Origin of the sequence: Nitrosospira lacus (genome assembly GCF_000355765.4) — a bacterium.
GTDB lineage: Bacteria > Pseudomonadota > Gammaproteobacteria > Burkholderiales > Nitrosomonadaceae > Nitrosospira > Nitrosospira lacus.
Genome location: NZ_CP021106.3, coordinates 429792 through 452397 on the forward strand (window position 1 = coordinate 429792; position 22606 = coordinate 452397).

The 22606-nt window shown below is 52.6% G+C and carries 23 protein-coding genes and 2 pseudogenes; 9 read left to right on the plus strand and 16 right to left on the minus strand.

Translation table 11 applies throughout. The features are described 5' to 3' along the window. Positions 1 to 238: 238 nt before the first annotated feature. Complete coding sequence (locus EBAPG3_RS01900) at positions 239 to 1393, plus strand: NAD(P)/FAD-dependent oxidoreductase (RefSeq protein WP_004175396.1); 1155 nt, start codon at positions 239 to 241, stop codon at positions 1391 to 1393. A gap of 182 nt (positions 1394 to 1575) precedes the next feature. On the opposite strand, the gene EBAPG3_RS01905 is transcribed toward EBAPG3_RS01900, so the two are convergent. From EBAPG3_RS01905 to EBAPG3_RS01920, 4 genes are all read right to left on the minus strand, one after another. Beyond that, entirely contained in the window at positions 1576 to 2136 is a 561-nt protein-coding gene (locus EBAPG3_RS01905) for a hypothetical protein (protein WP_051048931.1), read from the minus strand. Positions 2137 to 2226: 90 nt separating this feature from the next. Next, positions 2227 to 2604: a hypothetical protein gene (locus EBAPG3_RS01910; RefSeq protein WP_004175371.1), complete on the minus strand. Its 378-nt coding sequence runs from the start codon at positions 2602 to 2604 to the stop codon at positions 2227 to 2229. A 247-nt stretch (positions 2605 to 2851) separates the two neighbouring features. After that, complete coding sequence (locus EBAPG3_RS01915; RefSeq protein ID WP_004175369.1) at positions 2852 to 3451, minus strand: YMGG-like glycine zipper-containing protein; 600 nt, start codon at positions 3449 to 3451, stop codon at positions 2852 to 2854. 11 nt (positions 3452 to 3462) lie between these two features. Then, positions 3463 to 3912 carry a hypothetical protein gene (locus tag EBAPG3_RS01920; protein ID WP_004175368.1) on the minus strand — a complete coding sequence of 150 codons (450 nt, stop codon included), beginning with the start codon at positions 3910 to 3912 and terminating at the stop codon, positions 3463 to 3465. Between the two features lie 491 nt (positions 3913 to 4403). Here EBAPG3_RS01920 and EBAPG3_RS01925 point away from each other — a divergent pair, with 491 nt between their 5' ends. Then, complete coding sequence (locus tag EBAPG3_RS01925) at positions 4404 to 4895, plus strand: hypothetical protein (protein WP_040851483.1); 492 nt, start codon at positions 4404 to 4406, stop codon at positions 4893 to 4895. 89 nt (positions 4896 to 4984) lie between these two features. Here the strand turns inward: EBAPG3_RS01925 and EBAPG3_RS01930 are convergent, their stop codons facing one another. The 7 genes from EBAPG3_RS01930 to EBAPG3_RS15255 all read right to left on the minus strand — a co-directional run bounded on the left by EBAPG3_RS01930 (position 4985) and on the right by EBAPG3_RS15255 (position 12952). Then, positions 4985 to 7402: a Lon protease family protein gene (locus EBAPG3_RS01930; protein WP_004175366.1), complete on the minus strand. Its 2418-nt coding sequence runs from the start codon at positions 7400 to 7402 to the stop codon at positions 4985 to 4987. Positions 7403 to 7658: 256 nt separating this feature from the next. Next, a complete protein-coding gene (locus EBAPG3_RS01940) occupies positions 7659 to 8675 on the minus strand; it encodes a glycosyltransferase (protein WP_004175363.1) in 1017 nt (338 codons plus the stop codon). 83 nt (positions 8676 to 8758) lie between these two features. Then, positions 8759 to 9613, minus strand: a complete 855-nt coding sequence (locus EBAPG3_RS01945; protein ID WP_004175361.1) for a beta-keto acid cleavage family enzyme — start codon at positions 9611 to 9613, stop codon at positions 8759 to 8761. Further along, positions 9614 to 10282: an LbetaH domain-containing protein gene (locus EBAPG3_RS01950; protein WP_004175359.1), complete on the minus strand. Its 669-nt coding sequence runs from the start codon at positions 10280 to 10282 to the stop codon at positions 9614 to 9616. Continuing rightward, positions 10279 to 11373 carry a DegT/DnrJ/EryC1/StrS family aminotransferase gene (locus EBAPG3_RS01955; RefSeq protein ID WP_040851465.1) on the minus strand — a complete coding sequence of 365 codons (1095 nt, stop codon included), beginning with the start codon at positions 11371 to 11373 and terminating at the stop codon, positions 10279 to 10281. Before EBAPG3_RS01955 ends, EBAPG3_RS01950 begins: the two co-directional genes overlap by 4 nt. 6 nt (positions 11374 to 11379) lie before the next feature. Next, positions 11380 to 11781, minus strand: coding sequence for a sugar 3,4-ketoisomerase (locus EBAPG3_RS01960; protein ID WP_004175356.1), 402 nt, complete (start codon positions 11779 to 11781; stop codon positions 11380 to 11382). Positions 11782 to 12805: 1024 nt separating this feature from the next. Continuing rightward, on the minus strand, positions 12806 to 12952 hold the full coding sequence (locus tag EBAPG3_RS15255) for a hypothetical protein (protein ID WP_162494970.1): 147 nt from the start codon (positions 12950 to 12952) through the stop codon (positions 12806 to 12808). Here EBAPG3_RS15255 and EBAPG3_RS15340 point away from each other — a divergent pair. After that, positions 12900 to 13161, plus strand: a pseudogene (locus EBAPG3_RS15340) (IS5/IS1182 family transposase); the annotation flags it as partial. The gene EBAPG3_RS15255 and the pseudogene EBAPG3_RS15340 sit on opposite strands and share 53 nt — an antisense overlap. Before the next feature lie 84 nt (positions 13162 to 13245). Here EBAPG3_RS15340 and cbbX read toward each other — a convergent pair. From cbbX to EBAPG3_RS01985, 3 genes are all read right to left on the minus strand, one after another. Continuing rightward, positions 13246 to 14193 (minus strand): CbbX protein, encoded by a 948-nt coding sequence (cbbX, locus tag EBAPG3_RS01975; protein ID WP_004175353.1) that lies wholly within the window; start codon positions 14191 to 14193, stop codon positions 13246 to 13248. Between the two features lie 176 nt (positions 14194 to 14369). Further along, complete coding sequence (locus EBAPG3_RS01980; protein WP_004175351.1) at positions 14370 to 14804, minus strand: ribulose bisphosphate carboxylase small subunit; 435 nt, start codon at positions 14802 to 14804, stop codon at positions 14370 to 14372. Between the two features lie 22 nt (positions 14805 to 14826). Beyond that, the gene (locus tag EBAPG3_RS01985) at positions 14827 to 16302 is read right to left on the minus strand and encodes a ribulose-bisphosphate carboxylase large subunit (RefSeq protein WP_040851479.1); all 1476 of its coding nucleotides are present in this window, start codon (positions 16300 to 16302) and stop codon (positions 14827 to 14829) included. A gap of 193 nt (positions 16303 to 16495) precedes the next feature. On the opposite strand from EBAPG3_RS01985, the gene EBAPG3_RS01990 reads away from it, so the two are divergent. From EBAPG3_RS01990 to EBAPG3_RS01995, 3 genes and pseudogenes are all read left to right on the plus strand, one after another. Further along, entirely contained in the window at positions 16496 to 17476 is a 981-nt protein-coding gene (locus EBAPG3_RS01990) for a LysR family transcriptional regulator (RefSeq protein WP_004175347.1), read from the plus strand. Beyond that, a pseudogene (locus EBAPG3_RS14870) lies at positions 17473 to 17612 on the plus strand (IS3 family transposase); the annotation flags it as partial. The gene EBAPG3_RS01990 and the pseudogene EBAPG3_RS14870, both read left to right, overlap by 4 nt. A gap of 283 nt (positions 17613 to 17895) precedes the next feature. Continuing rightward, positions 17896 to 19110, plus strand: coding sequence for a tyrosine-type recombinase/integrase (locus EBAPG3_RS01995; protein ID WP_004175345.1), 1215 nt, complete (start codon positions 17896 to 17898; stop codon positions 19108 to 19110). A gap of 331 nt (positions 19111 to 19441) precedes the next feature. On the opposite strand, the gene EBAPG3_RS02000 is transcribed toward EBAPG3_RS01995, so the two are convergent. Together EBAPG3_RS02000 and EBAPG3_RS02005 are read right to left on the minus strand one after the other, a co-directional pair. Further along, positions 19442 to 19720 carry a tetratricopeptide repeat protein gene (locus tag EBAPG3_RS02000; RefSeq protein WP_004175344.1) on the minus strand — a complete coding sequence of 93 codons (279 nt, stop codon included), beginning with the start codon at positions 19718 to 19720 and terminating at the stop codon, positions 19442 to 19444. After that, complete coding sequence (locus EBAPG3_RS02005) at positions 19708 to 20394, minus strand: hypothetical protein (RefSeq protein WP_004175343.1); 687 nt, start codon at positions 20392 to 20394, stop codon at positions 19708 to 19710. Before EBAPG3_RS02005 ends, EBAPG3_RS02000 begins: the two co-directional genes overlap by 13 nt. Positions 20395 to 20872: 478 nt before the next feature. On the opposite strand from EBAPG3_RS02005, the gene EBAPG3_RS02010 reads away from it, so the two are divergent. The 3 genes from EBAPG3_RS02010 (at position 20873) to EBAPG3_RS02020 (ending at position 22600) form a co-directional block, all read left to right on the plus strand. Next, positions 20873 to 21325 (plus strand): hypothetical protein, encoded by a 453-nt coding sequence (locus tag EBAPG3_RS02010; protein ID WP_040851461.1) that lies wholly within the window; start codon positions 20873 to 20875, stop codon positions 21323 to 21325. A gap of 11 nt (positions 21326 to 21336) precedes the next feature. After that, positions 21337 to 21792, plus strand: a complete 456-nt coding sequence (locus tag EBAPG3_RS02015) for a hypothetical protein (RefSeq protein ID WP_227869257.1) — start codon at positions 21337 to 21339, stop codon at positions 21790 to 21792. Between the two features lie 139 nt (positions 21793 to 21931). Beyond that, on the plus strand, positions 21932 to 22600 hold the full coding sequence (locus EBAPG3_RS02020) for a hypothetical protein (RefSeq protein WP_040851459.1): 669 nt from the start codon (positions 21932 to 21934) through the stop codon (positions 22598 to 22600). The last annotated feature ends 6 nt before the right edge of the window (positions 22601 to 22606 follow it).

The following is a 22606-nucleotide window of genomic DNA, read 5'->3' on the forward strand; positions in this document are numbered from 1 at the left end:
AACTTTATCGATATCCCACTGACTAACACAGCTACCGTAGCTCAGAAACATGCGCATAAGCCTTTGAAAAAACCAAAATCAGGTTGAAAATAATTTATCATTCACTATATTTTCGAGGAACCGGAATGACCGAATTTCAGTACGATATATATAACCTCATCCATGACAGAACGATTGTCAGTCAGCAGGGCGCCTTCGCCCGGAACTTGATAAGGACCCACTTTGAGATGGTGAAAGGTTGAGCCGGCAACCTGTAGTCATCATCGGTAGCGGACTCGCGGGATATACCGTGGCTCGAGAATTTCGTAAGCTGGACGCTGAAACATCCATCCAGATCATTTCCGCGGATCATGGCGGATTCTACTCCAAGCCTATGCTGTCAAATGCCCTGGCTACGGGTAAAACGCCGCTATCCATACTCAATGCCAACGCGGAAAAAATGGCCGAGCAGCTGAAGATGACAATTCGGTCGCATAGTCGCGTAACGGCCATTGACCCTTCCAGCAAGAGCGTGACCTTGCCAGAGGGAGAAAAACTTCCTTACAGTCAACTCATTCTGGCCCTGGGAGCTGATCCCATCCGTCTGCCGCTGCAGGGGGACGGGGTTGACGCGATTCTGTCGGTAAACGATCTCGACGACTATCACCAGCTGTGCACTGCACTACGGGGAAAGAAAGATGTGACCATTCTGGGCGCGGGGCTGATCGGCTGCGAATTTGCCAATGATCTGGCGGTAGCGGGTTACCGGGTACGCGTTATCGATATCAGCGCACGTCCTCTGGGACGGCTTCTGCCGCAGGCCGGTGGCACCTTCATGCAGCATCGGCTGGAGGCTATTGGTATCACTTTTCATTTGGGGACGGCGACACAATGCGTGGAACGAATTCACGAAAGCCTGCGCTTGACGCTCGACAATGGGGAAATCATACAAACAGATGTCTTGCTTTCCGCCATAGGATTGCGCCCGCGCATTGCCCTGGCGGAAGCAGCCGGCATTAAAGTGAATCGGGGCATTGTGGTGAGCCGTTCGCTACAAACCCGGTACGCGGATATTTATGCGCTCGGTGATTGTGCCGAAGTGGAGGGCAGGGTACTACCTTTCGTCATGCCGATCATGCATGCCGCACGTGGCCTTGCGGCAACGCTTGCCCGGACGCCAACTCTGGTCCGGTATCCCGCGATGCCCGTGGTGGTTAAGACCCCCGCCTGCGCAACCGTCGTCTCACCTCCCGACCCTGATGCGCGGGGTGAATGGCGGATAGAGGAAAGCGAAAACGGCGTGAAGGCATTATTTCAAAGTGCGGATGGCAAACTGCTGGGCTATGCGCTGCTGGGTACGGCAACCAGGGAAAAGAATTTGCTCGCAACGCAGTTACCGGCAGTGATGGAATAAGCCTGCCCGCTCATCGGGAAGCAGCAGGTTCCGTGGTCCGCCCCAAAGGCAAATGCTTCTTCATTATTCCCGGCCTGGCGCGGCGCCCCGGAAACATTTGACCCCCATCATGCGTGCGATACCCAATCCCCGCCACGCTTCATATTCAAGCCTTGGGGCTAAGACCTGTCAAACCGTCCAGATCAGTATCCCTTCGAGCGCATGCAGGAAGCATAAGCGGCCTGGTACTCGGCATCGTGAGACTTGGTCTCGTTAAGTCCATAGAGGCTTCCCCCCGCCGCGCCGGCTACGCCGCCAATAGCGGCTCCTTTCCCCGCGCCTTTTCCTCCACCCGCAATGGCGCCGCCGGCCGCACCTACAGCCGCGCCAATAGCGGCACCCAGCGCGGCATTCTTGAGTACCTCTTCGGTTTTGCTATTTACCTCTTCGCTCGCATACCGGTTGCATTCTGCCATAACAGCCTGCGAGGGATACGCCGGTTGGGCTGGATGCACTACCGGGGGAGGAGGGTATGCAACTTGCGGGGGACTGGGCACGCGGGCAGGCCGTTGCGGCTCCGCGGCGGGGGGCGTGGCTTTCCCCGCCTCGGCTGCAGGAGTCTCGCTGGTTTGCGCCGACTGGGAATCGGGTAACCCGGGTTTGGAATCTCGCCCTACAAAGAGCATTGTGGCGGCTGCGGTTGCACCTACCAATAGTATTCCAATCGTTGCGAGCTTCCAGGTGTTAAGGGATTCATTCGACATCTACATTCTCCTTCTGAGAAATACTTTGCCATCTGGTACTTGCCCAGCGACCCCACGGGTAGCTGTAATGGCGCGATCCTGACTGCCTTTTTAATCTGCTTTACCCTTACCATGGCCACGAGCCTTGCCGCCATGCTCCTTGTCATGACCACCCGCCTTGCCACCATGTTCCTTGTCATGGCCATAAGCCTTGCCGCCAGCTCCACCATGATCCTTACCATGACCACGTCCATCGTCATCCTGATTTCTCAGATCCGCACGGTCTTTACCTTTGGTTGCACCGGTGGACCATTGCGCATTCGAGTTCTCGCTTCCTTGCTGACTCCGGTGTTCAAAGGCCTTCCCACCGCGCTTCCCGTCCCCGCCCACGCCATCCTGCTGGGCGCCGGTCCCTTGCTGCGCCAGCACCGGGCTGCCATAACCAAGAGCAATACCCGCCAACAATACCACTAAACTGACTTTGCGCATGTCCATCTCCTTTTTGCAGTTATGAAGCATCTATCCGTTTTAGAAAAATTTATCGACATATCTCATTCACCATACCCCTCACCCGTTGGTAACTCGTAAGGCCATTATTCCAATCGAAATCCTGAAAGCAAATCCATTTACCGCCCGTGGCGCAAAGACACTCAAGCCTAAATTCTAGAGCTTTCCATCTTACCTACTTTAGTAGCAATCACCATAGTACTTAAGTACATCCTTGCATCCTGAGAGGCTAATATCTTTTCAAAATTTTACCGCTTGGAGGTGGTGGCGGCGGAATGCCCGGAGGGGGCGGGGGGGGCGGCGGCAACGTTCCTCCCTGTATCCCCGTTGCAGGCGGATAAGTTGGATTAGGCGCGCCCATATATCGGTTATAACCGTTCAAGGAAGAATCATTGATCTGACCGGATACCGGGACGCGATGACCTCTGGCATACATGCATTGGGTATAGCCCGTATCGTAACGTTGCTGACTGATATTGCCTGACGCACCGGCGGTATTTGTTCCGGCCAAACCTCCCGCCAAGAGCCCGGTACCCGCACCGATAGCAGCACCACGCCCACCTCCCAAAGCCGCGCCCGCTGCCGCGCCCAGCCCGGCGCCGACGGCGGCGCTTCCAACTCCGCTGGTGATCGAAGCCCGGTTCGGCGTCATACCCCCGACTTGTTCGTAAGCAAATTGCCTACAGTAGTAATCGTCGTAACGAAATTCATCAAAACTTCTGCCAGACCCCGGCAAGGCCATAATACTTGGGCCGGTGGGTATGCTTGCACACCCCGCCAGCAAAGATATCGCCAGCAAAGCGCATAATTTGATTATTTTCGGCATCATGGCGGGCTTACCTATTGAGCAGGCTGGGGAGAAACCTGCAGCCAGCCGCCGGGGCAGTTTTTGATGTAGGGATAGTAGCCTTCCGGATTGCGGCAATAGTGCCAATAGTTGGCGGCCTGAACCTGGGGCTGGGCTTGTATAATCTGTGGTTGCTGCTGGACATAAACCGGTGGTGCCGCCTGCACCGCAACGGCAGGCGCATACCCGTAATTTGGTGCATATCCATAATTAGGCGCGTATCCATAAGAAGGGGCTCTGCCACCATAATAGCCCAAACCATAACCCAGCAATCCCATCCCGAGTGCTAACCCATACCCCCCATATCCCCCGCCCCCATAGTGGCGATGGTGACCATGGTGGTGATGACCGTGATGGCCATGGCCTCTGCCGGCCCATACCGAGCTGGCAGGAAAGGTTCCGAGCAGAATGAGCGCAAGGCACATTAATCTGATTTTTTTCATGCGGGCCTCCATATTTATGGCTACGTTTAATTGCGCGGAGAACCAATTTAGTAAGCATTTTTCTCTGCAGCTATGGTGATATAACGCACCAGCACCGGAATTGGTTGTCACCCTGGTTACATAGACTAAAAAAATAATTTCCAGAGCAACCCTTACTGAGCTCTTTCCTTAACCCGAGTTGAATTCATATAAGATCCAGGAGTTTGAAATCCTACCGGCCAGACTTTTGGCCGGTGGTCTTATATCGGGATTCAGCCGCGCCGCGATTTACAAAGTCTCAGAAACCCTATAATAGAACGCCAATCCGTTGGCAAGAATAAAGCCGGGGTAAATCGTAAAAAATCATGTACGTTACGACAACCGATGCGCTGCTTGATACGTTATATCAAGATGATCCTGGAGAATGACATCTGGGCGATCCAGCTCATCGGTCAACCAGGTGTGGGATATCCTGACTTCATATGAACCGCGACTGCGGAATGGAGACTTACATGAAAAAAATCAGATTAATGTGCCTTGCGCTCATTCTGCTCGGAGCCTTTCCTGCAACCACCGTATGGGCTAACGGGAGGGGCCATCATCACGGAGGAGGCTTTGGATGGGGATTGGGGCTGGGGCTGTTGGGCGGCTATGGCCTGGGTTACTACGGCAGGATACCCTATCTCCCCTATTACGGGTACCCGCCTGCATATCGCTTTGCACCCTATGGGTATGGTTACGGGTATGGACCTGGCTATGGGTATGGATATGGACCTGGCTATGGTTATGCGCCATACGGGTATGGGTACCCGCCTGTTATGACGGTACCTTCAGCCCCACCCGTTTATATTCAGCAGCAGCCACAGGTGATACAGACCCAGCCAATAGCACCGCCAGCTCAAGCCAACTATTGGCATTATTGCCGCAAGCCGGAAGGTTACTATCCCTACATCAAAAACTGCCCTGACGGCTGGCTGCAGGTCGCCCCACAGCCTGCTCAATAAGCAATATATACAATATAGCCGCACCGTCACCGCCCCAAGTGACGGTGCACTGAGCTGACCGGGGCCAGCGAAGGTCTTGCCGTGCACAATCACGAGCGTTTGCGCCTTACCTTCGGACGCTGTGACTCCTGGCAAGCGCGGCGATAAGCCAGCAAGGTCTGATGAGCGCGACCCAATACGCTGTCGTGCGGATAATTACCTGTCTCGTCCGCCATGCCGGCCGGGAAACCAGTGAGCAGCTGCACGCCTTCGCTCGCATGCTCCGCAGTGTAAATATGGAATAAATTTCCGGCAACTGCCTCGACCACCTTGCGCTCCAGCATCAGGTGCCGGCGGTTGCGGGCTGGAATCAGTACGCCATGACTGCCATCCAGTCCGGCTGTCTCGCAGACGCTGAAATAGCCTTCTATTTTTTCGTTGACTCCACCTACCGGCAGCACTTCACCATGCTGATTGACTGCACCGGTTACGGCGATACCCTGTTTGAGGGGCAGATCCGACAGGGACGAGAGCAGAACATACAGTTCGGCACAGGATGCAGAATCCCCCTCCATGCCGTTATATTCCTGTTCGAACACAATGGAAGCATTGAGCGCAAGTGGTGCGGCATGGACAAATAAAGCGGACAGGTAGTTCTGTAATATGAATACCCCCTTATCGTGGATCGGTCCGGACATTTCAACCTCGCGCTCGATGTTGAGTAAGCCATCTTCACCCGCAAAGGTGCGTGCCGTGACACGTACCGGAAAGCCAAAGCGGTAATCTCCCAGATCTACCTGGGTTAGACTGTTGAGTTGGCCTACTTTCTCGCCATTCAGCGTGATGAGTACATCGCCTTCGGCTATGGACTCCTGCAGGCGTTGTTCAGGGTAGTCATGGCGCAAGACGCGCGCGCGCAGGGCCGCCTCGACATCCTCCGCATCGACCCGGTGACCGGCACGCGCTTGGCACAGCGCCGCACTTTCCATCACCAGCGCCTCGGCACGGGCGAAAATCGCGCTTTGGCGCAATTGATCATCCACTTGACGGTGGGAGTCTTCCAGCAGACATGCAACGGCAGCGGCGGTAAAATGCGGCAGCCCCAGTTCCCGGCAGGCATGGGCAACAAAGATAGCCGAGGCGCGGCGGGTTTCGGCGCTGGCTAAAAAACTTTCGGCAAAGTCCACCTTGACGCGAAAGCGACGTGCAAACTCCGGGTCTGCCTCCTGCAAGTCATAATACTGTTGACGTGAACCGATCAGGACGATCTTGACTTCCACATCCACCGCCTCGGGTACGAGTGAAACAGCCGTGATCGAGGTAAAAGCCGTGCCCGGTTCCTCGATCTGCAGCCTGTCGCTGCGCAGCAAACGACGCAGCTTTTCCCACACCAGAGCATCGGCCAGCAGGTCGCGCAGATGCAACATCAGGAAACCGCCGTGCGCCCGGAGCAAGCTGCCCGCACGAATGCGCGTAAAATCGGTTGCCAGCACATCATTCTCGGACTGATATTCGATACTGCCGAACAGTGAGTGAAACAACGGGTTGTCCTCGACGATGACCGGCGCACCGTTCAGGCCGTCATTATCCACTACCAGATTAACCCGGTAGCGGGACATCACCCGCTCCAGTTCCTCCTGCCGGCCCTCCTCATCGGTATCGGAAACCTTAAACAGCTCCAGATTGCCAAGCACATCCTCCATGACTTGTTCCAAGTAGGAACCAAGCTTGACGGAGTCCTTGATCTGTTTTCTCAATCCGGCACGGATTTCCTGTGATTCGCTCTCCAGCAGCGGTTTCACTACCTGACGCTGCAACGCTGCCAGAGCTTCGTTCATGACACGCTCCATCGGCCGGATTTTCTCGAAATAACGGGTAATCTCAGCGTGCAGCTCCTGTTCGGCCTGCTCTATCTCGACCCGGCGCGCCTTTGGCAGGGTAAGCACCTCATCCTCGGTGAGAATATGTCCTTTCTCACCCAGCAGGGTGAAAACTATGTGCCCACCCTCGCGGTGGATAGTGAAATCATGGGATTCGGCAAAGGCAGTAAGTTCGGTATAAGCCTTGGCCTCTTCCGCCTTGTAGGCTTTTTTAATGCGCTCGCTCCCGACCTTAAAATCCTGCCCACCCAGGCGTTGCGGTATTTCCATCAGCAGGGATTTTGTCAGCCGCGCCAGAAGTTGACGCAGCAGGCGCCCCTGTCCGGCCGGAAGGCGCAGAGCCAGCGGCCTTTCGGGCGCATCAAAGTTGTGCAGATAGCATAAGTCGGGCGGTGTCGACCTCATTGCGGCAGCTGCGACCATCGTTTGGCGCAGCAGCGAAGAGCGGCCACTGCCGACCTCTCCCAGCACGAAAAGGTTATAGTCGGGCTGATCCATCCCCAGACCAAAGCGTGCGGCCATTTCCGCGCGCTCCTGCCCGATCCACGGCAACGGATATTGCAGCAATTCCGAACTATCCGAGAATCCAAGCGAATCGGGATCGATGGTCAGGCGCAGATCAGCGGGGAACAGATTTGAGATCGGCATATGGCCCCATAGAGAGCAGAGGATTCCAAGTTATTGATTACATACACCACCCGTCTATCACTGCCAAACATAATACAATGGGCGGAGCGCAGGATAGGCTATCTGATTCCCCTCTGACACTCAATGCCGATCATGCCGATGCGGATGCAGATGCGAATGCGAATGCGGATGCGGTGTCTGATTCAGCTCCCAGGCGAGCCAACACGCAGGCTATATACCCCATCGATATGCCGGTCTTCTGCATCAGAAATTCTTCTTAGCGGAAAGCAAACCATCCAGCTTTCTTTGATAGTTTTGCTTTGCAATCCCGTAGGGCTAATGCGCCAAATATATCCAGGCTGCCTGCAAGGTTGCTGAGGCGATGAAAATCATCAACGGTTTCCCCCTTATCAAACAATAATTGTAGTGCGAACAAATCATATGCTGGGGAACCAACCGACAAGGCCATATCGGCAACCAGGAATTCCGGTCTGATGCTGGTATCTATTCCCGCCCGCGCCACTTCACCGGCGAAAACCTCGAAGATTAGCCGAGGCTCCATGCTGCAATATTGTTTTAATATCTGGGCAAGCTCAAACATGTCTCTCAACAAGCTGTCCGGCCGGGGAGCGCTCATGTTTTTATTCCCGTTCCGTATGCGAAACGCCGTAAACTGGTCGGGCAATAAAAACATGTTATGCCCTGACTTTAATATGCGTATCCACATGTCAAAGTCCTGAAGATTGGTCAGTCTTGGATCGTAACTGCCAACATCCGCGTAGACGGAACGCCGGATCATTGCCGTAGGCGCGCATAGACAGTTCCCACGGAAAAAGAAACTATTCAACCATGTGGCCCGATTAAAATCCCGGAATGAGAGCGGTCGTTGGAAATCATTGAACGGCTTATTCTTGTTGCCATCCTCATCCACTGCCAGGGGTAGACCAAAAAGCGCCGAAATATCCGGCCTGCTCTCCAAAAAATTGACCTGTTTTTCAAGTCGGCCGGGAAGGGCATAATCATCAGAATTCAGGATGGCTATATATTCTCCGCTCGCCCTCGCGAGGACTGAATTCATTGCTATCGAGATACCATTGTTCCTGGGCAGGACTTCGAGTTTGATACGCTCATCCCGAAACTGCCGGACAATCTCAGGTGTGCCGTCCGTAGACCCATCATCCGTTACGACAATTTCAAAATCCTGGAACGATTGATCAAGGACACTTTGGATTGTCTGATGAACATAGGGGGCATGGTTGTATGATTTAACAACCACGGATACCTTGTGTGACATAACACTCCTCTTCTGACGGATGACAGCCGGCTTTCTGGCGCCACGGATATTCCAGGCGTCGCCGGGCATTCAAATACCGGCTATCACCACGCCAACCGCAACCCAAGCCGCCGGCGTAATTCGTTCGGGGTCATTACCTTTCTATCGTGTACTGCCGCGAGGGTATGCACCTTCCGGATCATGGCACCGTTGCTCGCAGGAATGGTCCGTTCGACGTCCAGCCACAGGTTGTCTTCCAGTCCGATGCGAACCCCTGGGGCCGCTGCAACCGCAATCCCGGCGACGGTGAACTGCCAGCGCCCGAGCCCGCCAAGGCAGTAAGTGATATTTGCCGGCAATGCGGCTAAAAGGCAGCCGATATCGAGAAAGCGTGCCTGCGCCGAAGCGAGATTGCCCAGAATCAGATTGGCATAGATCGGTGCATCGACCAAATCATGGTCGATCAGATAACTCACTACATTCGCCATGCCCAGGTCGAAAACTTCAAGCTCCGGTTTTATCCCCCGTGACCTCATTTCATGCGCCAAGCCGATTACCGTATCCGGCGAGGTGACGCTGGCGCCTCCTGGAAAATTGAGCGAGGACAAGGTCAATGATGCCATATCGGGGCGCAAGTCGGCATCCAGGGTCAGTACCTCGGCACGTTGCTCAAGCGTTATGCCGCCCCGCCCTGAGCAGGAAACACAAATAACCAAGTCCGGACGTTTTTCGCGGATTCCGCCGATAATTCGTGCATATATTTCCTTGCGATATGTTGGCGCACCGAGTTCGTCACGGGCATGAAGATGTACGCCGGTGATGCCTATCTCGGCGCATGCCAGCACATCGGCGACGATTTCATCGGGCTGCAATGGCACCGATGCAGACAGTGCACGCGTCGGCACCATACCCGTCGGTGCCAGATTCAGGATCAATTCCGATGTTTGTGCAGAGGACATTTAATACCCCGACATGCTGACTGTAATACCCTTGTATCCAGGGATATTCTCCTTAACGATCCTGGCTGGATTGCCCAATACCAAACAATGTGCCGGAACGTCGCCGGTAACTACCGCCCCTGCTCCCACAACGGAATTCTCCGCTATAGTGACCTTCGGTAACACGACTGCCCCCGCGCCTATCATTGCCCCTATTCCGATGGTGACTTCGCCCGCCACAACCGCGCCAGGCCCTACCGACACGAACTGACCTAACGTGGCGTGGTGCCCTATGGTCGCCCCCCGGTTTATAAAGACAAAGTACCCAAAGTGGCTATGGGCGCCCAGACTGCAGCCTGCATTGATATAGCCGCCAGGCCCCATGTCCAGGGAACGGGGAACGGCCACGGTGGGGTCTATCAAACTGTGCGGGCGGGAAAATCCCATGCGCTTGGCCTCCATGGCAGCTAATTGCCGGTTTCCGGGCGTAAATAGCGGTACAACGAAAGGCAAGCCGGGAATTTCTTCGCCGAGTGCGTCGGGAGTCATGACCGGAATCTCCCTGGATAAGAAACTCTCGCCGATGTAATTCCGTACGCCGGCCGTAATCGACACCCCCGCCCGGAACAGGCTTTCCTCCACGTCCACGAGGATCGGCGACCCGATTCCATATATAACCACTTGCGTCATGGCTTAATAGCCTTATCAATGCTCTCGGCAATGATCCCTGCATTGCCAGCGGCGACTTCCGGCTGGATGGGAAGACTAAGCAATCGTGGCGAAAGCCACTCGCTATGAGGAAGCTGATCCACAATCGCATCCTTGAATGCAGGGTGATGATTCAGCAGGGGGTGATAATGGACCGACGTGCCGATACCCATTTCGCTCTGTAGCAAATGAGCAAGCCGGTCTCGATCTTTGTACGCAATCGCGAATTGGTGATAGACGGCACCTGGGTCGTCCGGTGGCAGAAGCAGATCGAGTCCGGCTAACTCTCGCCGATATTCATCGGCCAGCGCGCGACGCTCGATATTCCCTGCATCGAGGTGTGGTAGCAGCACAGACAGGATGGCCGCCTGCAACTCATCCATCCGGGAATTGAAGCCCATCGTCGAACTGATCCGCTGACTGTCTTTCATGCCATAATGCCGCAGGCTTCGAAGCCTGGCCGCAAGAAGGTCATCATTCGTGACAATCGCGCCCGAATCGCCTATGCCGCCCAAGTTCTTGGTTGGATAGAACGAAAAAGCCGATGCATGCCCAAAACCTCCCAGCATGCGGCCATCGATACTGGCACCATGTGCTTGAGCACAATCCTCGAGTACCGCAAGTCCATGGTGCCCGGCTATATCCATCAACCGCAGCATGTTGGCTGGGTGCCCAAACAGATGCACCGGAATGATTGCCGCCGTTCTTGACGTAATTCCGGCCTCAACTGCGGCTGGATCGATACAGCGGCTTATCGGATCGATATCCACGAAGCGTGGCCGAGCACCGCAATGCAAAATCGCCTGTGCCGTTCCGGAAAATGTCAGCGCTGTGGTAATCACCTCATCGCCTGCCCCGATACCCATACCGCGTAAAGTCAAAGCCAGTGCATCGGTACCCGAAGCCACGCCCACACAATGCTTGACACCCAGGTATGCCGCAAAGTCGGCTTCGAACGACTCTACCGCCGGTCCGAGTATGTAATGTGGCGAAGAGACAGTGTTGGCGATGGCACGATCCACCTCCATACGAAATCGAGCGATGCGACGAGAGGGATCCGCCTGAGGAATCATCGCCAGCTAGCCCTCCTGGAAAAGAGGCTGCGGCCGATTGAAGTGCCGCGACTCCGCATAAGTCAGGGATGACACAACGAGAAGGATTGTTCCCGGAGAAAATTCCTTTAGCCGCAGCCAGACCCCAGGGCGAATCCAAAGCGCCTTCTGATTGCCAACCAAGCGCAGGCTGGCTTGCCGAATACCGTTGTCCAGTTCGACCGTGACCGATCCGGTCATGATAGTGATCAGTTCTTCGGATGTTCCCGCATGCCCTGCCCGTTCGCTCGACGGATCGGACACCGTGATATAAAAAATGCGCCTGGGTGCAAATGGGAGGCCATCCTGCTCCTCGAGCGCGACGAGGGAACCGCGCTCGTCCACATGGACAACATGCGTCAGCAGTTCGACGCCTTCGATAACCTGCATCGTAGAATTCTTACGTAGAAAGGTTTAAGTTTTACAAGTGGCGCGCGCTATCCATGCTGCAGGCAAATAGCATGAACGGCATCACTCTCGATCCTGCCCTATCCAAAAATCAATAAGAATTTATATGATTTGGGGTACAGGTTATGAAGCATTGAATCTGAAGCTGAAGCACCCGTTGCTAGCTTTTATCTGGAATATTACCCATCAATTGCCGACTGTGGATAGCCACTGAATTTCAAATATTTTCGCTGAAATTTTAAGGTACTGAAAAATGTTACATCAATTAAAACTAGCGCTTAATTTATGCCAAGACGACCTATGGAATGTTGGAAATATTCGGTTCCAGCTAACAAGAAATTCATTTAAGACCGGCGAACGCCATTGTGAAGCCAGTCTTGATCAGAGACTCGCCCAATGCTGACGCTTTGATAGCTGAAATGCTCGTTGCTCTTTCTCGATCTCATCCTTTATGACCATAAGACACAATTCACTCGATCCGGTATCACCATCAAAAATGAGAGTACCCCCGCATTAAGCCCGCAATGCAGGCGAGAGGCTAGGCATTGGACTCCATAAATGCGAGTCCGTCTGCCGAATTATTCACATTTCTTCTGTTGAAAATCCACAATTCCCCATTAGAAGTTACCCCTGCGTTACCCAAAAAGAAAACGGGGTCAGCATATTGGCTAACCCCTTGATTATTTGGTGGGTCGTAGCGAATCGAACGCTGGACCTACGGATTAAGAATCCGCTGCCCTACCATCTGAGCTAACGTCCCGGAATTCCAAGGAATCTGGCGGAAATGAGAAGCTTGAGTCTCAGCTCCGCATTGGTCAACTTCTTCAAGTAGCGAATGCTACCACATCCGTTGAGAGATTCGAATGGCTGATGTGCAGCGGAAATTTGGATCTACCCAAGCATTTCCTTGTGCGCAATTATCTGTTGGTTCGGAATTGTCCCTTATCTTGTTATTCATGACCCGACGTGCAGATGGATCATTCCATCAATACAAAGCGAAGTGATTTTAGGCGTGGATACGCATCTGGATACCCACGTTGCCGCAGTCATCAGTCAAGGAGGAAGACTCCTTGGCACGCTTGCGACGCCAACCAATGCTGCCGATAAAAGCCCAATGCTGCCCGAACACGCCAGCGCGCAAAATTACTGGCAACCTCTACGAATCCGTTCGAGATCCGGTGCGCGCCATCGCCAAGACAGAGGCATACCAACAATCATGCAAGGGATAGAAAAAAAGTGAAATGCTGTTTACCCACCTCAAACGCATCCTGAAACTGTATCGATTGCGTTTGCGATATCTAAGTGGTGCCAGATGAGTTTCTATTGGCGGTAACTGTCCAGAATTTACGATGGATGGCGCGCCATTTGAAAACTGACATCGAGGATATACTTTACCCTGAAAAAATACAACAGCGCACCACGCTTCATGTTTTTTGCAACAAAACCCTATTTTTTTGTTTCCGTACCGGTATTGGATTCACCATCAAGCTTGCCTTCGAGGAACACGCGGCTGGCTAGAATGTCTTCCGCTTCAAGCGTCATAAGATCAATTCTGGCCAATGATTTCTTGGACCCCTCGAACAGGCGATTGGCTTGGCGCAGCCGGGCCCGATCAAGGGCATTGCGAATAGAACGCGCGTTGGCAAAATGCTCCAGCTTCATGCGCAACCGGATATAGTCACCGAATGTTTTTTCGCCCTCGGGACTGAAGCGATAGTTCTGCGCAGCCAACATGAGTTTGGCGATTGCAAGCAACTCATCGGCACTATAGTCGGGAAAGTCGATGTGATGGGCAATACGCGAACGCATACCGGGATTACTGTGGAAGAATTTGTCCATCCGGTCTTTGTAGCCCGCCAGAATCACAACCAGGTCTTCACGATTGTTCTCCATTGTTTGCAAAAGGATTTCAATCGATTCTGCGCCATAATCACGTTCGTTCTCGGGCTTGTAAAGATAATAGGCCTCGTCAATGAATAGCACGCCACCCATTGCTTTCTTCAATACTTCCTTGGTCTTCGGCGCGGTATGGCCGATATACTGGCCCACCAGATCGTCGCGGGTGACGGAAACAAGATGGCCCTCACGCACATACCCCAAGCGGTGCAAGATTTCGGACATCCGTAGCGCTACGGTGGTTTTTCCGGTACCGGGGTTGCCGGTAAAGCACATGTGCAGACTGGGTGCCCCAGCGGTCAGGTTCAACTTCTTGCGCACGCGATCGACGAGCAATAGCGCCGCAGTTTCGCGGATGCGGGTTTTGACGGGCTTCAAGCCGATCAATTCTAGATCAAGTTTATCCAGCACTTCCTTGATGTTGGATGCACGAAACTCAGCGTCCAGATCAACTGAATCAGTATCGGAGGGGGCGAGTTCCTTTAATAGTTTTTTCAATTTGATCCCCACAATGAAGTACGTAAGATATTAGACGCGTTGGCTGTATTTGATTTGTAAACGGGGTGCATACGAGTTCATGAGTGGGCACGGGTGGATGGAGAATGTAATTCATCATCCCCATCCACCTTCGCCTAGATGTATCCCTTCCCTGGAAAGGAAGGGAGGAGCCCTCATTAATACCGTTCGGATTCCGCTTTGTCAGTTGCGTAGGAATGAATGGTGTAACGAATGCTACGGCCTTCCACTTCCTGGCGTACCAGGCCAAAGCCCGGTTCTGTCTTCGGACGGTTGACGATATACGACATAGTCGGACTTTCCACCCCGCGCGTCGAGTTAAATGCGGTTACCCGGATATAATGATTCGGATAAGTTTTGCGGCAGTCATTGATTTCCGACAGGATCCCGGCGGGATCTTTCAAGTCAAACATCGGATTGCCGAACATTTCCCAATACGTATTGCGCGGGTGGGGATCGTCGGTGTACTCGATACCTATCGCCCAATTGTTTTTCAACGCATATTTGATTTGTGCGGAAATTTGTTTATCCGTCAGTGGCGGCAGGAAAGAGAATTGCCCCTGCGTGATGCGATTTCCTACATTGGTCATCATAATTATTATCTCCTATGTATGGTTAGACGCTGGCCGTGGTTGAGGGTACGAAATCGGCTGTGTCGGTTGATTCATAATTGAAGGTAATATCCTTCCATGTATCCAGCGCCTGTTTGAGCGGCGTACACCATTTGGCAGCTGCCTGAAGAATCTCGGGACCTTCTTTCACATAGTCACGGCCTTCGTTGCGTGCCAGGATCATGGCTTCCAGCGCAACACGATTGGCAACCGCCCCCGCTTGTATGCCCATCGGATGACCGATGGTACCGCCGCCAAACTGCAGTATCACATCTTCGCCAAGATAATCCAGCAACTGGTGCATTTGGCCGGCGTGAATGCCGCCCGAAGCGACCGGCATAACCTTATTCAGCGAGGCCCAGTCTTGATCGAAGAACAGGCCATGTTCGACATTTTGCGGTGTATGCGTATCCCGCAGGGTGTCATAAAAGCCCTTGATCATGAGCGGATCGCCCTCGAGTTTGCCAACCACTGTGCCGGCATGAATATGATCCACGCCCGCCATCCGCATCCACTTGCAGATCACGCGGAAATTCATGCCATGATTTTTCTGGCGTGAATAGGTTGAGTTACCGGCGCGATGCAGATGCAGGATCATGTCATTCTTGCGCGCCCATTTGGCCATCGACTGAATTGCCGTGTAGCCGATCACCAGATCGATCATGACGATCACCGATCCAAGCGACTTGGCGAATTCCGCGCGTTCGTACATGTCTTCCATGGTGCCCGCGGTGATATTCAGATAGTGGCCCTTGACTTCACCCGTTGCAGCGGAAGCCTTGTTGACCGCCTCCATGCAGTAGAGAAAACGGTCGCGCCAGTGCATGAAGGGCTGCGAATTGATGTTCTCGTCGTCTTTCATGAAGTCGAGTCCACCCTTAAGGCCTTCGTATACCACGCGTCCATAGTTGCGGCCGGAGAGTCCCAGTTTCGGTTTGGTGGTGGCACCGAGCAATGGCCGGCCAAACTTGTCTAGACGCTCGCGCTCTACCACAATACCCGTGGCGGGACCCTGGAAGGTTTTCAGGTAAGCGACGGGAATGCGCATATCCTCCAGGCGAAGCGCTTTCACGGCTTTGAAACCAAATACGTTGCCAATGATGGAGGCGGTCAGGTTGGCGATGGAACCCCCCTCGAACAAATCCAGATCATAGGCGATGTAGGCGAAGTACTGCGCCTCATTCTTGGTGCCGGGACCGGTATTAGGCACGAGTTCCGAGCGATAAGCCTTGGCACGATAGAGTTCGCAGGCAGTCAGGCGGTCAGTCCATACAACGGTCCAGGTAGCGGTGGAGGATTCACCGGCGACTGCAGCGGCCGCTTCTTCATGATCCACTCCGGGTTGTGGAGTGATGCGGAAGAGGGCGATGACATCCGTGTCTTTGGGTACGTAATCCGGTTCCCAGTAGCCCATTTTCTTATATGGAAGAACACCCGACTTGTAGCGGTCTTTACCTTCTTTGATTGTTTCGGAAGTCATAATTATCTCCAAGTTGTTGAGAAAACCACACCATGTCCACTTTTCAAGAAATTTGAACAGCAGGCAATACCAGTTCAATAACAATATATTTTCCGGTGCGTTGTGTGCATCATGTAATATAACCATCATAAATAACAATCAAATATATCGATGCACTTGATAGACTTATATCTATGGATAACAGGAGTGATTCATGCGCCATAGCACCTTGCGTCAACTTGAAGTTTTCGAAACCATTGCCCGTCTGGGAAGTTTTACACGCGCCGCAGAAGAGCTATTCTTGACTCAACCCACGGTATCGATGCAAATCAAAAAATTAACTGATGCAGTCGGTTTGACGCTGTTCGAGCAAGTTGGCAAAAAAATGTATCTCACCGATGCCGGACGCGAGTTGCATCAAACCTGCCGCGACATTTTCGAACGCCTCGCGCAGTTCGAGATGGTTGCGTCGGACATGAAAGGGCTGAAGGCTGGCAAACTGCGGCTTGCGGTGGTGACTACCGCAAAATATTTCGCACCGCGCTTGCTTGGCATGTTTTGCCAGCAATATCCGGGCGTCGAGGTCTCGCTCAAAGTATCCAACCGTGAGCGTGTATTGGAACGCTTGGCAGACAATCAGGACGATCTTTATATCCTAGGTCAGCCGCCGGAGGAAGTGGATGCGGTGGCACAGGCGTTCCTGGAGAATCCGCTGGTCGTGCTTGCACCCGTCAATCATCCGCTTGCCAATAAGAAAAGAATCCCGCTTAAGCGTATAGCCGAAGAGCCATTTTTGTCGCGTGAGCCAGGTTCCGGCACGCGCATTGCGACTGAGCGTATCTTTTCTGAACAGGGCTTGAAATTGAAAATCCGAATGGAGTTAGGAAGTAATGAGGCCATCAAGCAGGCTATTATTGGAGGCTTGGGCATATCAGTCTTGTCACGCCACACCTTGGCGCTGGATGCGCCCATGGGACAACTAGCTGTGCTTGATGTGCAGGGTTTCCCTATTGATCGCCAGTGGTACTACGCCTACCCATCAGGAAAACAGTTGTCTATTGTGGCGCAGGCATTTTTGAGTTACTTACAGCAAGCACCGCAGTTTTTGGTTGAAGTATCTTGCAATACGCGACCATCAGACACTGAACTGCCCGGTTTCGTGGAGGCTCCAACATCTGAGAGAATGGAGCCATAAATATATCAAACAAGTTTTCCCCCGAAGTACTTGAACGTGCGGTCCGCATGGTGTTCGAACACCGTGGCGAGTATCCGGTTGTGTTCCCCAGACCTTGCATGATTGGGGCCGTAAACACGAGATCGACCCTGGCATATTAAGTCCAGATATCCTCGTATCGAGGGTGGCACGCTCTACAAATAACAAGGGCTTACAATCTCTGTAAGCCCTTGTTTTATTGGTGGGTCGTGAGCGGCTCGAACGCTCGACCTACGGATTAAGAGTTCTAAAGGGAATATTTTATAGGGTTTGAATCTGTTTTAATATGCTTATAAGTCTCTGTTTTTTATTAATGTAACTTTTAACAGCTATTAATCCGATTGACGTTGTTTTAAATATCCGGTCTACTATGCGGCTACTAAATCCTGTTAGTAGCCCCTATGCCCAAGCTTACCAAGTCTGTTGTCGATACCATTCCTTATCCCGAAACCGGCCAGATATTTTACCGCGATTCAGAAATCAAAGGTTTTGGCCTGCGCGTAGGCACTGGCAGCAAGGTCTATATTGCCGAAGGCAAGGTCAACAATAAAACGGTGCGCGTGACCATCGGGCGTCATGGCATCTTTACTGCCGAGCAAGCCCGGCAGGAAGCGAAAAATATTCTGGGCATGATCGCGCGCGGCATCAATCCCAACGATGCTGACAAAGCCAAGCGGGCGCGTAGCGTGACCCTTGCCGAAGCCTTTCAAGCCTACCTCAAGGCACGCAGCAGTCTTAAACCCCGCACCATTTACGATTACCGGCGCTTAATGGGAACCTATCTTGCTGACTGGCAGAACAAGCCGTTAGTGGAAATCAGCAAAGACATGATTGAGCATAAGCATCGTGAAATCGGCGCACGCAGTCCTGCCCAAGCAAATCTCACCATGCGCTTTGTGCGCGCAATCCTGAACTTCGCCATCGGTCAGTATGAAGATTCCGCAGGCAATCCCATCATTACCGATAATCCCATTAAACGGCTTTCGCAAACCCGCTCCTGGTATCGGGTAGACCGGCGCAATACCGTTATCAAGGCCCATGACCTACCGGCATGGCTGAAGGCGGTTCATAACCTTACGGATGATAGTGTCGGGCCGAATCGGGAACTGATACGGGATTATTTGCTATTGCTGCTTTTTACCGGCTTGCGCCGTGAAGAAGGTCTTAGCCTGACATGGAAGCAAGTTGATCTCAAAGCCAAAACGCTCACCCTGCCCGATCCCAAGAACCGGCAAGCACATGTCTTGCCCTTGAGTGATTTTCTCTATACCTTGCTCACACGCCGCTATGCACAAACCGGCAAGAGCAGTCCATTTGTGTTTCCGGGAGATGGCGTGAAGGGCTACCTCAATGAGCCCGGCAAACAGATGAAACGCGTTACGGCAGAGTCTGGCGTAGCATTTACGCTGCACGATCTGCGGCGTACTTTTATCACGGTGGCTGAAAGTCTCGATATCTCGGCCTATGCCGTGAAACGCTTGGCGAATCACAAAATGGCCAATGACGTGACCGCAGGCTATATCATCGGCGATGTGGAGCGCTTACGCATTCCCATGCAACGGATTACCGATTTTCTGATTCACGCCAGCCTGACGGACTCAGCAGCATGCGACTGACACATCAGTTCGAACACTTTGACCCCTTGACGGGGGAGCTGCCTGACCCTTACGCCATCATGTTTTTTGAATCGGTGCATCGCGCGAGAAGTTTACTCATAGGCCGAACCTCGGAACAGATTAAGCAGGCTACTCTTGTCATCAATGGGATTCTGTATCCGCGCGTCCGAACTGCGCCGCCGGTATTTTGCCTCTGACTTTTGCAGCAGCCAACACCTTGGAATCGCTGGGAAGAGACAACATTGCAAAACTTATCCTTTGTGCAACAGCCGATAGTTTAAAGTAGGAAACGCGGGACACAGATGCTACTCCCGCTAGATCATCTCTGCTGTCATTGGTTAGTGGTGGATACGGATGTGCACTCCTTCGCAATTGCATCAAGCAGCCCCTGTACCTGTTGCGCTCGCGTAGTCGCGCCTAATTCACGGAATAGTCCAAGGGATTTCCTGTACATCGCCTCGGCTTGCGCCAAGTCCCCGCGTATCTGATACACATTCCCCAGATTACCATAAGCAGTGGCAAGCCTTTCCCGGTCACCCTGAGACTCGGCAATGGCTTTAACCTTCCCATAGGCCGCTTCCGCGTAGTTCAACTCGTCTATACGAACCAATAAACGTCCGAGCTGGTTCCACCATCCGGGTTGTTGGGGTCCAGTTCTACTGCCCTCCGATATGCGGCAAGCACCTTCTTCGTATTATCGTAAAAGGCCAGAGCACCAAGATTTCGCGCAGCTTCGGCTGCTTCCAGATTCGAAGCCTTGCCCTCGGCGGATTTGTGTTCAAGGACCGCTTGAAAGAGCGCCTTGGCCCCTTGCGCATCGCCCTTCTCCAATTTGGCCAGGGCATCTTCTTTCTGTGGTTCGGGCACGTTGGCTTGCGCTAAAGCTACGACCGCTTTGGCGCAAGCTCGTATTACATCCCGCCGCGCACCCTCATCAAACGCAATCGTTTTCGGATGCTGACAGAACCCTTTCGCCATCTCGACCAGGCCTTCCAGGCGCGTTGTCTCAGTCCGGCTTTTTAGAACATTTGGATCGTGCTGAAAATGCTCCTGATAGAAGGCAAAGCCAAAACCGAGAATGATCACGGCAAGCGCAATGACAAAGCCATCGCGTAGGAAGCTCTGTACCACTTTGCCGCCAGTATGGGGCGTAAGCGGTGGGAGAATCCCTGCTTTTAGCAAGGCACGGTGGATACCGAAAAACAGAAGCAGGACAAACCCGACCAGCACCAATGGATTTGTCAAATAGGGCGCAACTTCTTTGAATACGGTAATCTCTTCCATTGTCTGTTGCGGCACCGGCAACAGAGCCTGTATCTGTTACAGGCTCAAATTTCCAGTCTGTTCCTGTAACGGCAACAGGAAAAATTAACTCTCTCGTTCCTGTAACAGGAATGAACACCTCCACTGTTCCTGTAACAGTAACCGTTACAGAAAATCTGGCACGTCTTGCTGACGAATATTGGTGGCGTCGAGCATTACATAAGGGTTATGTCAAACAGTTCCGAGTACTGTCAATAACTGTACGGATAGGGATACGCTCGGATAAGATAAGATAAAAGTCGCTCGATAGCCGGGCCAAGCTATCCGGATTATCGTGGGTTGTTAAAGAGGCGCCGAAAAATGAGAGTGCTTGAGGATCAGCTGATTACACAAGCATAATTGACGCCATAAATATTAATTGTTATACAGATGCCAGCGGCCATATATTAACTGTTAGCCTTGAGTGAAGGAGCAGTAGCAATGCCAGAGGGAAATCTACATGCTGATACTTGAACGGTGGTTGCCAATATTCTTAGTACTGGTGGCCTTGCTGGTGTCGGTCTTTTCAGCATACATAGTCACTCAACGAACATTAACGGGTCTTGAAAGTGTATTGCTACAATCTTTTACTCTAATTGCTGGGTGGGTAGGTTCGTTCTTCTTTGGTCGTCAATCCGCGAAGGACGCCGCACGCGCGATAATAAAACCGCACGCACGCTCGGCCTTTCGCCGACTGATATCTTTATACGAAAGCTTGTCACGCGTCGCCACAGAAATCGAGAACTCGCATAGTACGGGAGGTACCAAGAATGGTGAGATTACACTCGCAAAACTCGAAGCAATAGTAATCGAACAGCTTGCTACTGCTGATCATGCATTAGAAGATTGGAGTGACATAGTTCCTGATGATGTGGCGGAGTTGCGAGCCAAGGTTAGGCAATCGGAGAGATAAGGGCTACGGCAATGAGTGAGCGGATAAGAGCGAAAGTGGCCAGAATTCTCAATTCTAGAGAGATAGTTATAACTGCTGGAGCAAGTAACGGTGTCGTCGTTGGCATGTATTTCGATGTGATGGATCCGAAGGGCGAAGATATTACTGATCCTGATACACGTGAAATATTGGGCTCTATTGAAAGACCAAAGGTACGTGTTCAAATCACCCAAGTGCAGGATCGACTCGCTGTAGCCTCAACTTTTAAAAGGCAGAAGGTCAATGTCGGCGGTACAGGATTTAGTGATTTCGGCGCTGTTTCGCGTGCGCTCATGCCACCAAAATACGTTACGAAGCACGAAACCTTAAAGACGGACGAAAAAACTTGGGAAGATCTCGACGAAGAACAAAGTTATGTCAAGACCGGTGATCCGGTAGTGCAGGCCATTGAGGAAATTGGTTTAAAGGACGACGTGGGTAATGACTAATACGTCGCTCCAGCCGAAGTCAAGGCGCGATGCGACCACCCTTGGCTGAGTTTGCTCGTTTTAGGTGCCTTAAAGTCCCTGCGTGCCGATGACAAGCCTAAATCCGCCAAAGCTTGGAACTGATCCAGTCCGTGGATGGATGTACTACTCCATCCACCTCGCTGGATCGTATGTGCTGAAAGAGTTCTTCCTTGCGTCAAACTATCGTGAATGCATAGCCGCATCAGAACGCAAGATAACTGAGGTAGGTAAATGGGCCGTGGAAATGCGCTCACAGGGCTACCATGAGCTTCACACGCACGCCTTCGTGGGTATGTGGGCGGCCTTCGAGGCAGGGATTGAAGACACGGTTGCCTCAGTTATTCAAAATGATCGTGCTGCCGCAACTGCTGCCGTCTCCAAATTCAAGAAGGATCGATACTCAATACATGCTTGGCCGTGGACTCGAAGCGTCTGCATTGAGATTGCGCAGAAGCTGGATCAGAAATCAAAGGATGCTGTGATCAACGGTGGTATTGACCTCTTCGGAAGAATTCGCAACACGTTCTCTTGGGTTGACGTCTCTGTTGAGGATGATCTAATCGTCTCGTCCGGCCTTGCTGAAGCAAGCAGAATGAGGAACATCATTGTTCATCGTTACGGGCAGATCGAAGGGGACGATGCAATTGCCGTGCCTGCTTTGACGCCATGGATTGGCAAAGTGATGCCCATTGATCCTGCCAAGTTCGATTCGTACTACAAGGCAATTGCCGGATGCCTGGTGGCGCTCATGACAGCCATGTCCAAGAGCAGATATGGCGGCACCTAACCGGCT

Excerpts from the sequence above, each read along its gene's own strand:
- EBAPG3_RS01905 (WP_051048931.1), bottom strand. The coding sequence starts at position 2,136 with ATGTCGAATGAATCCCTTAACACCTGGAAGCTCGCAACGATTGGAATA.
- EBAPG3_RS01910 (WP_004175371.1), bottom strand. The coding sequence starts at position 2,604 with ATGCGCAAAGTCAGTTTAGTGGTATTGTTGGCGGGTATTGCTCTTGGT.
- EBAPG3_RS01915 (WP_004175369.1), bottom strand. The coding sequence starts at position 3,451 with ATGATGCCGAAAATAATCAAATTATGCGCTTTGCTGGCGATATCTTTG.
- EBAPG3_RS01920 (WP_004175368.1), bottom strand. The coding sequence starts at position 3,912 with ATGAAAAAAATCAGATTAATGTGCCTTGCGCTCATTCTGCTCGGAACC.
- EBAPG3_RS01925 (WP_040851483.1), top strand. The coding sequence starts at position 4,404 with ATGAAAAAAATCAGATTAATGTGCCTTGCGCTCATTCTGCTCGGAGCC.
- EBAPG3_RS01930 (WP_004175366.1), bottom strand. The coding sequence starts at position 7,402 with ATGCCGATCTCAAATCTGTTCCCCGCTGATCTGCGCCTGACCATCGAT.
- EBAPG3_RS01940 (WP_004175363.1), bottom strand. The coding sequence starts at position 8,675 with ATGTCACACAAGGTATCCGTGGTTGTTAAATCATACAACCATGCCCCC.
- EBAPG3_RS01945 (WP_004175361.1), bottom strand. The coding sequence starts at position 9,613 with ATGTCCTCTGCACAAACATCGGAATTGATCCTGAATCTGGCACCGACG.
- EBAPG3_RS01950 (WP_004175359.1), bottom strand. The coding sequence starts at position 10,282 with ATGACGCAAGTGGTTATATATGGAATCGGGTCGCCGATCCTCGTGGAC.
- EBAPG3_RS01955 (WP_040851465.1), bottom strand. The coding sequence starts at position 11,373 with ATGATTCCTCAGGCGGATCCCTCTCGTCGCATCGCTCGATTTCGTATG.
- EBAPG3_RS01960 (WP_004175356.1), bottom strand. The coding sequence starts at position 11,781 with ATGCAGGTTATCGAAGGCGTCGAACTGCTGACGCATGTTGTCCATGTG.
- EBAPG3_RS01980 (WP_004175351.1), bottom strand. The coding sequence starts at position 14,804 with ATGATGACCAATGTAGGAAATCGCATCACGCAGGGGCAATTCTCTTTC.
- EBAPG3_RS01985 (WP_040851479.1), bottom strand. The coding sequence starts at position 16,302 with ATGACTTCCGAAACAATCAAAGAAGGTAAAGACCGCTACAAGTCGGGT.
- EBAPG3_RS01990 (WP_004175347.1), top strand. The coding sequence starts at position 16,496 with ATGCGCCATAGCACCTTGCGTCAACTTGAAGTTTTCGAAACCATTGCC.
- EBAPG3_RS01995 (WP_004175345.1), top strand. The coding sequence starts at position 17,896 with ATGCCCAAGCTTACCAAGTCTGTTGTCGATACCATTCCTTATCCCGAA.
- EBAPG3_RS02005 (WP_004175343.1), bottom strand. The coding sequence starts at position 20,394 with ATGGAAGAGATTACCGTATTCAAAGAAGTTGCGCCCTATTTGACAAAT.
- EBAPG3_RS02010 (WP_040851461.1), top strand. The coding sequence starts at position 20,873 with ATGCTGATACTTGAACGGTGGTTGCCAATATTCTTAGTACTGGTGGCC.
- EBAPG3_RS02015 (WP_227869257.1), top strand. The coding sequence starts at position 21,337 with ATGAGTGAGCGGATAAGAGCGAAAGTGGCCAGAATTCTCAATTCTAGA.
- EBAPG3_RS02020 (WP_040851459.1), top strand. The coding sequence starts at position 21,932 with ATGTACTACTCCATCCACCTCGCTGGATCGTATGTGCTGAAAGAGTTC.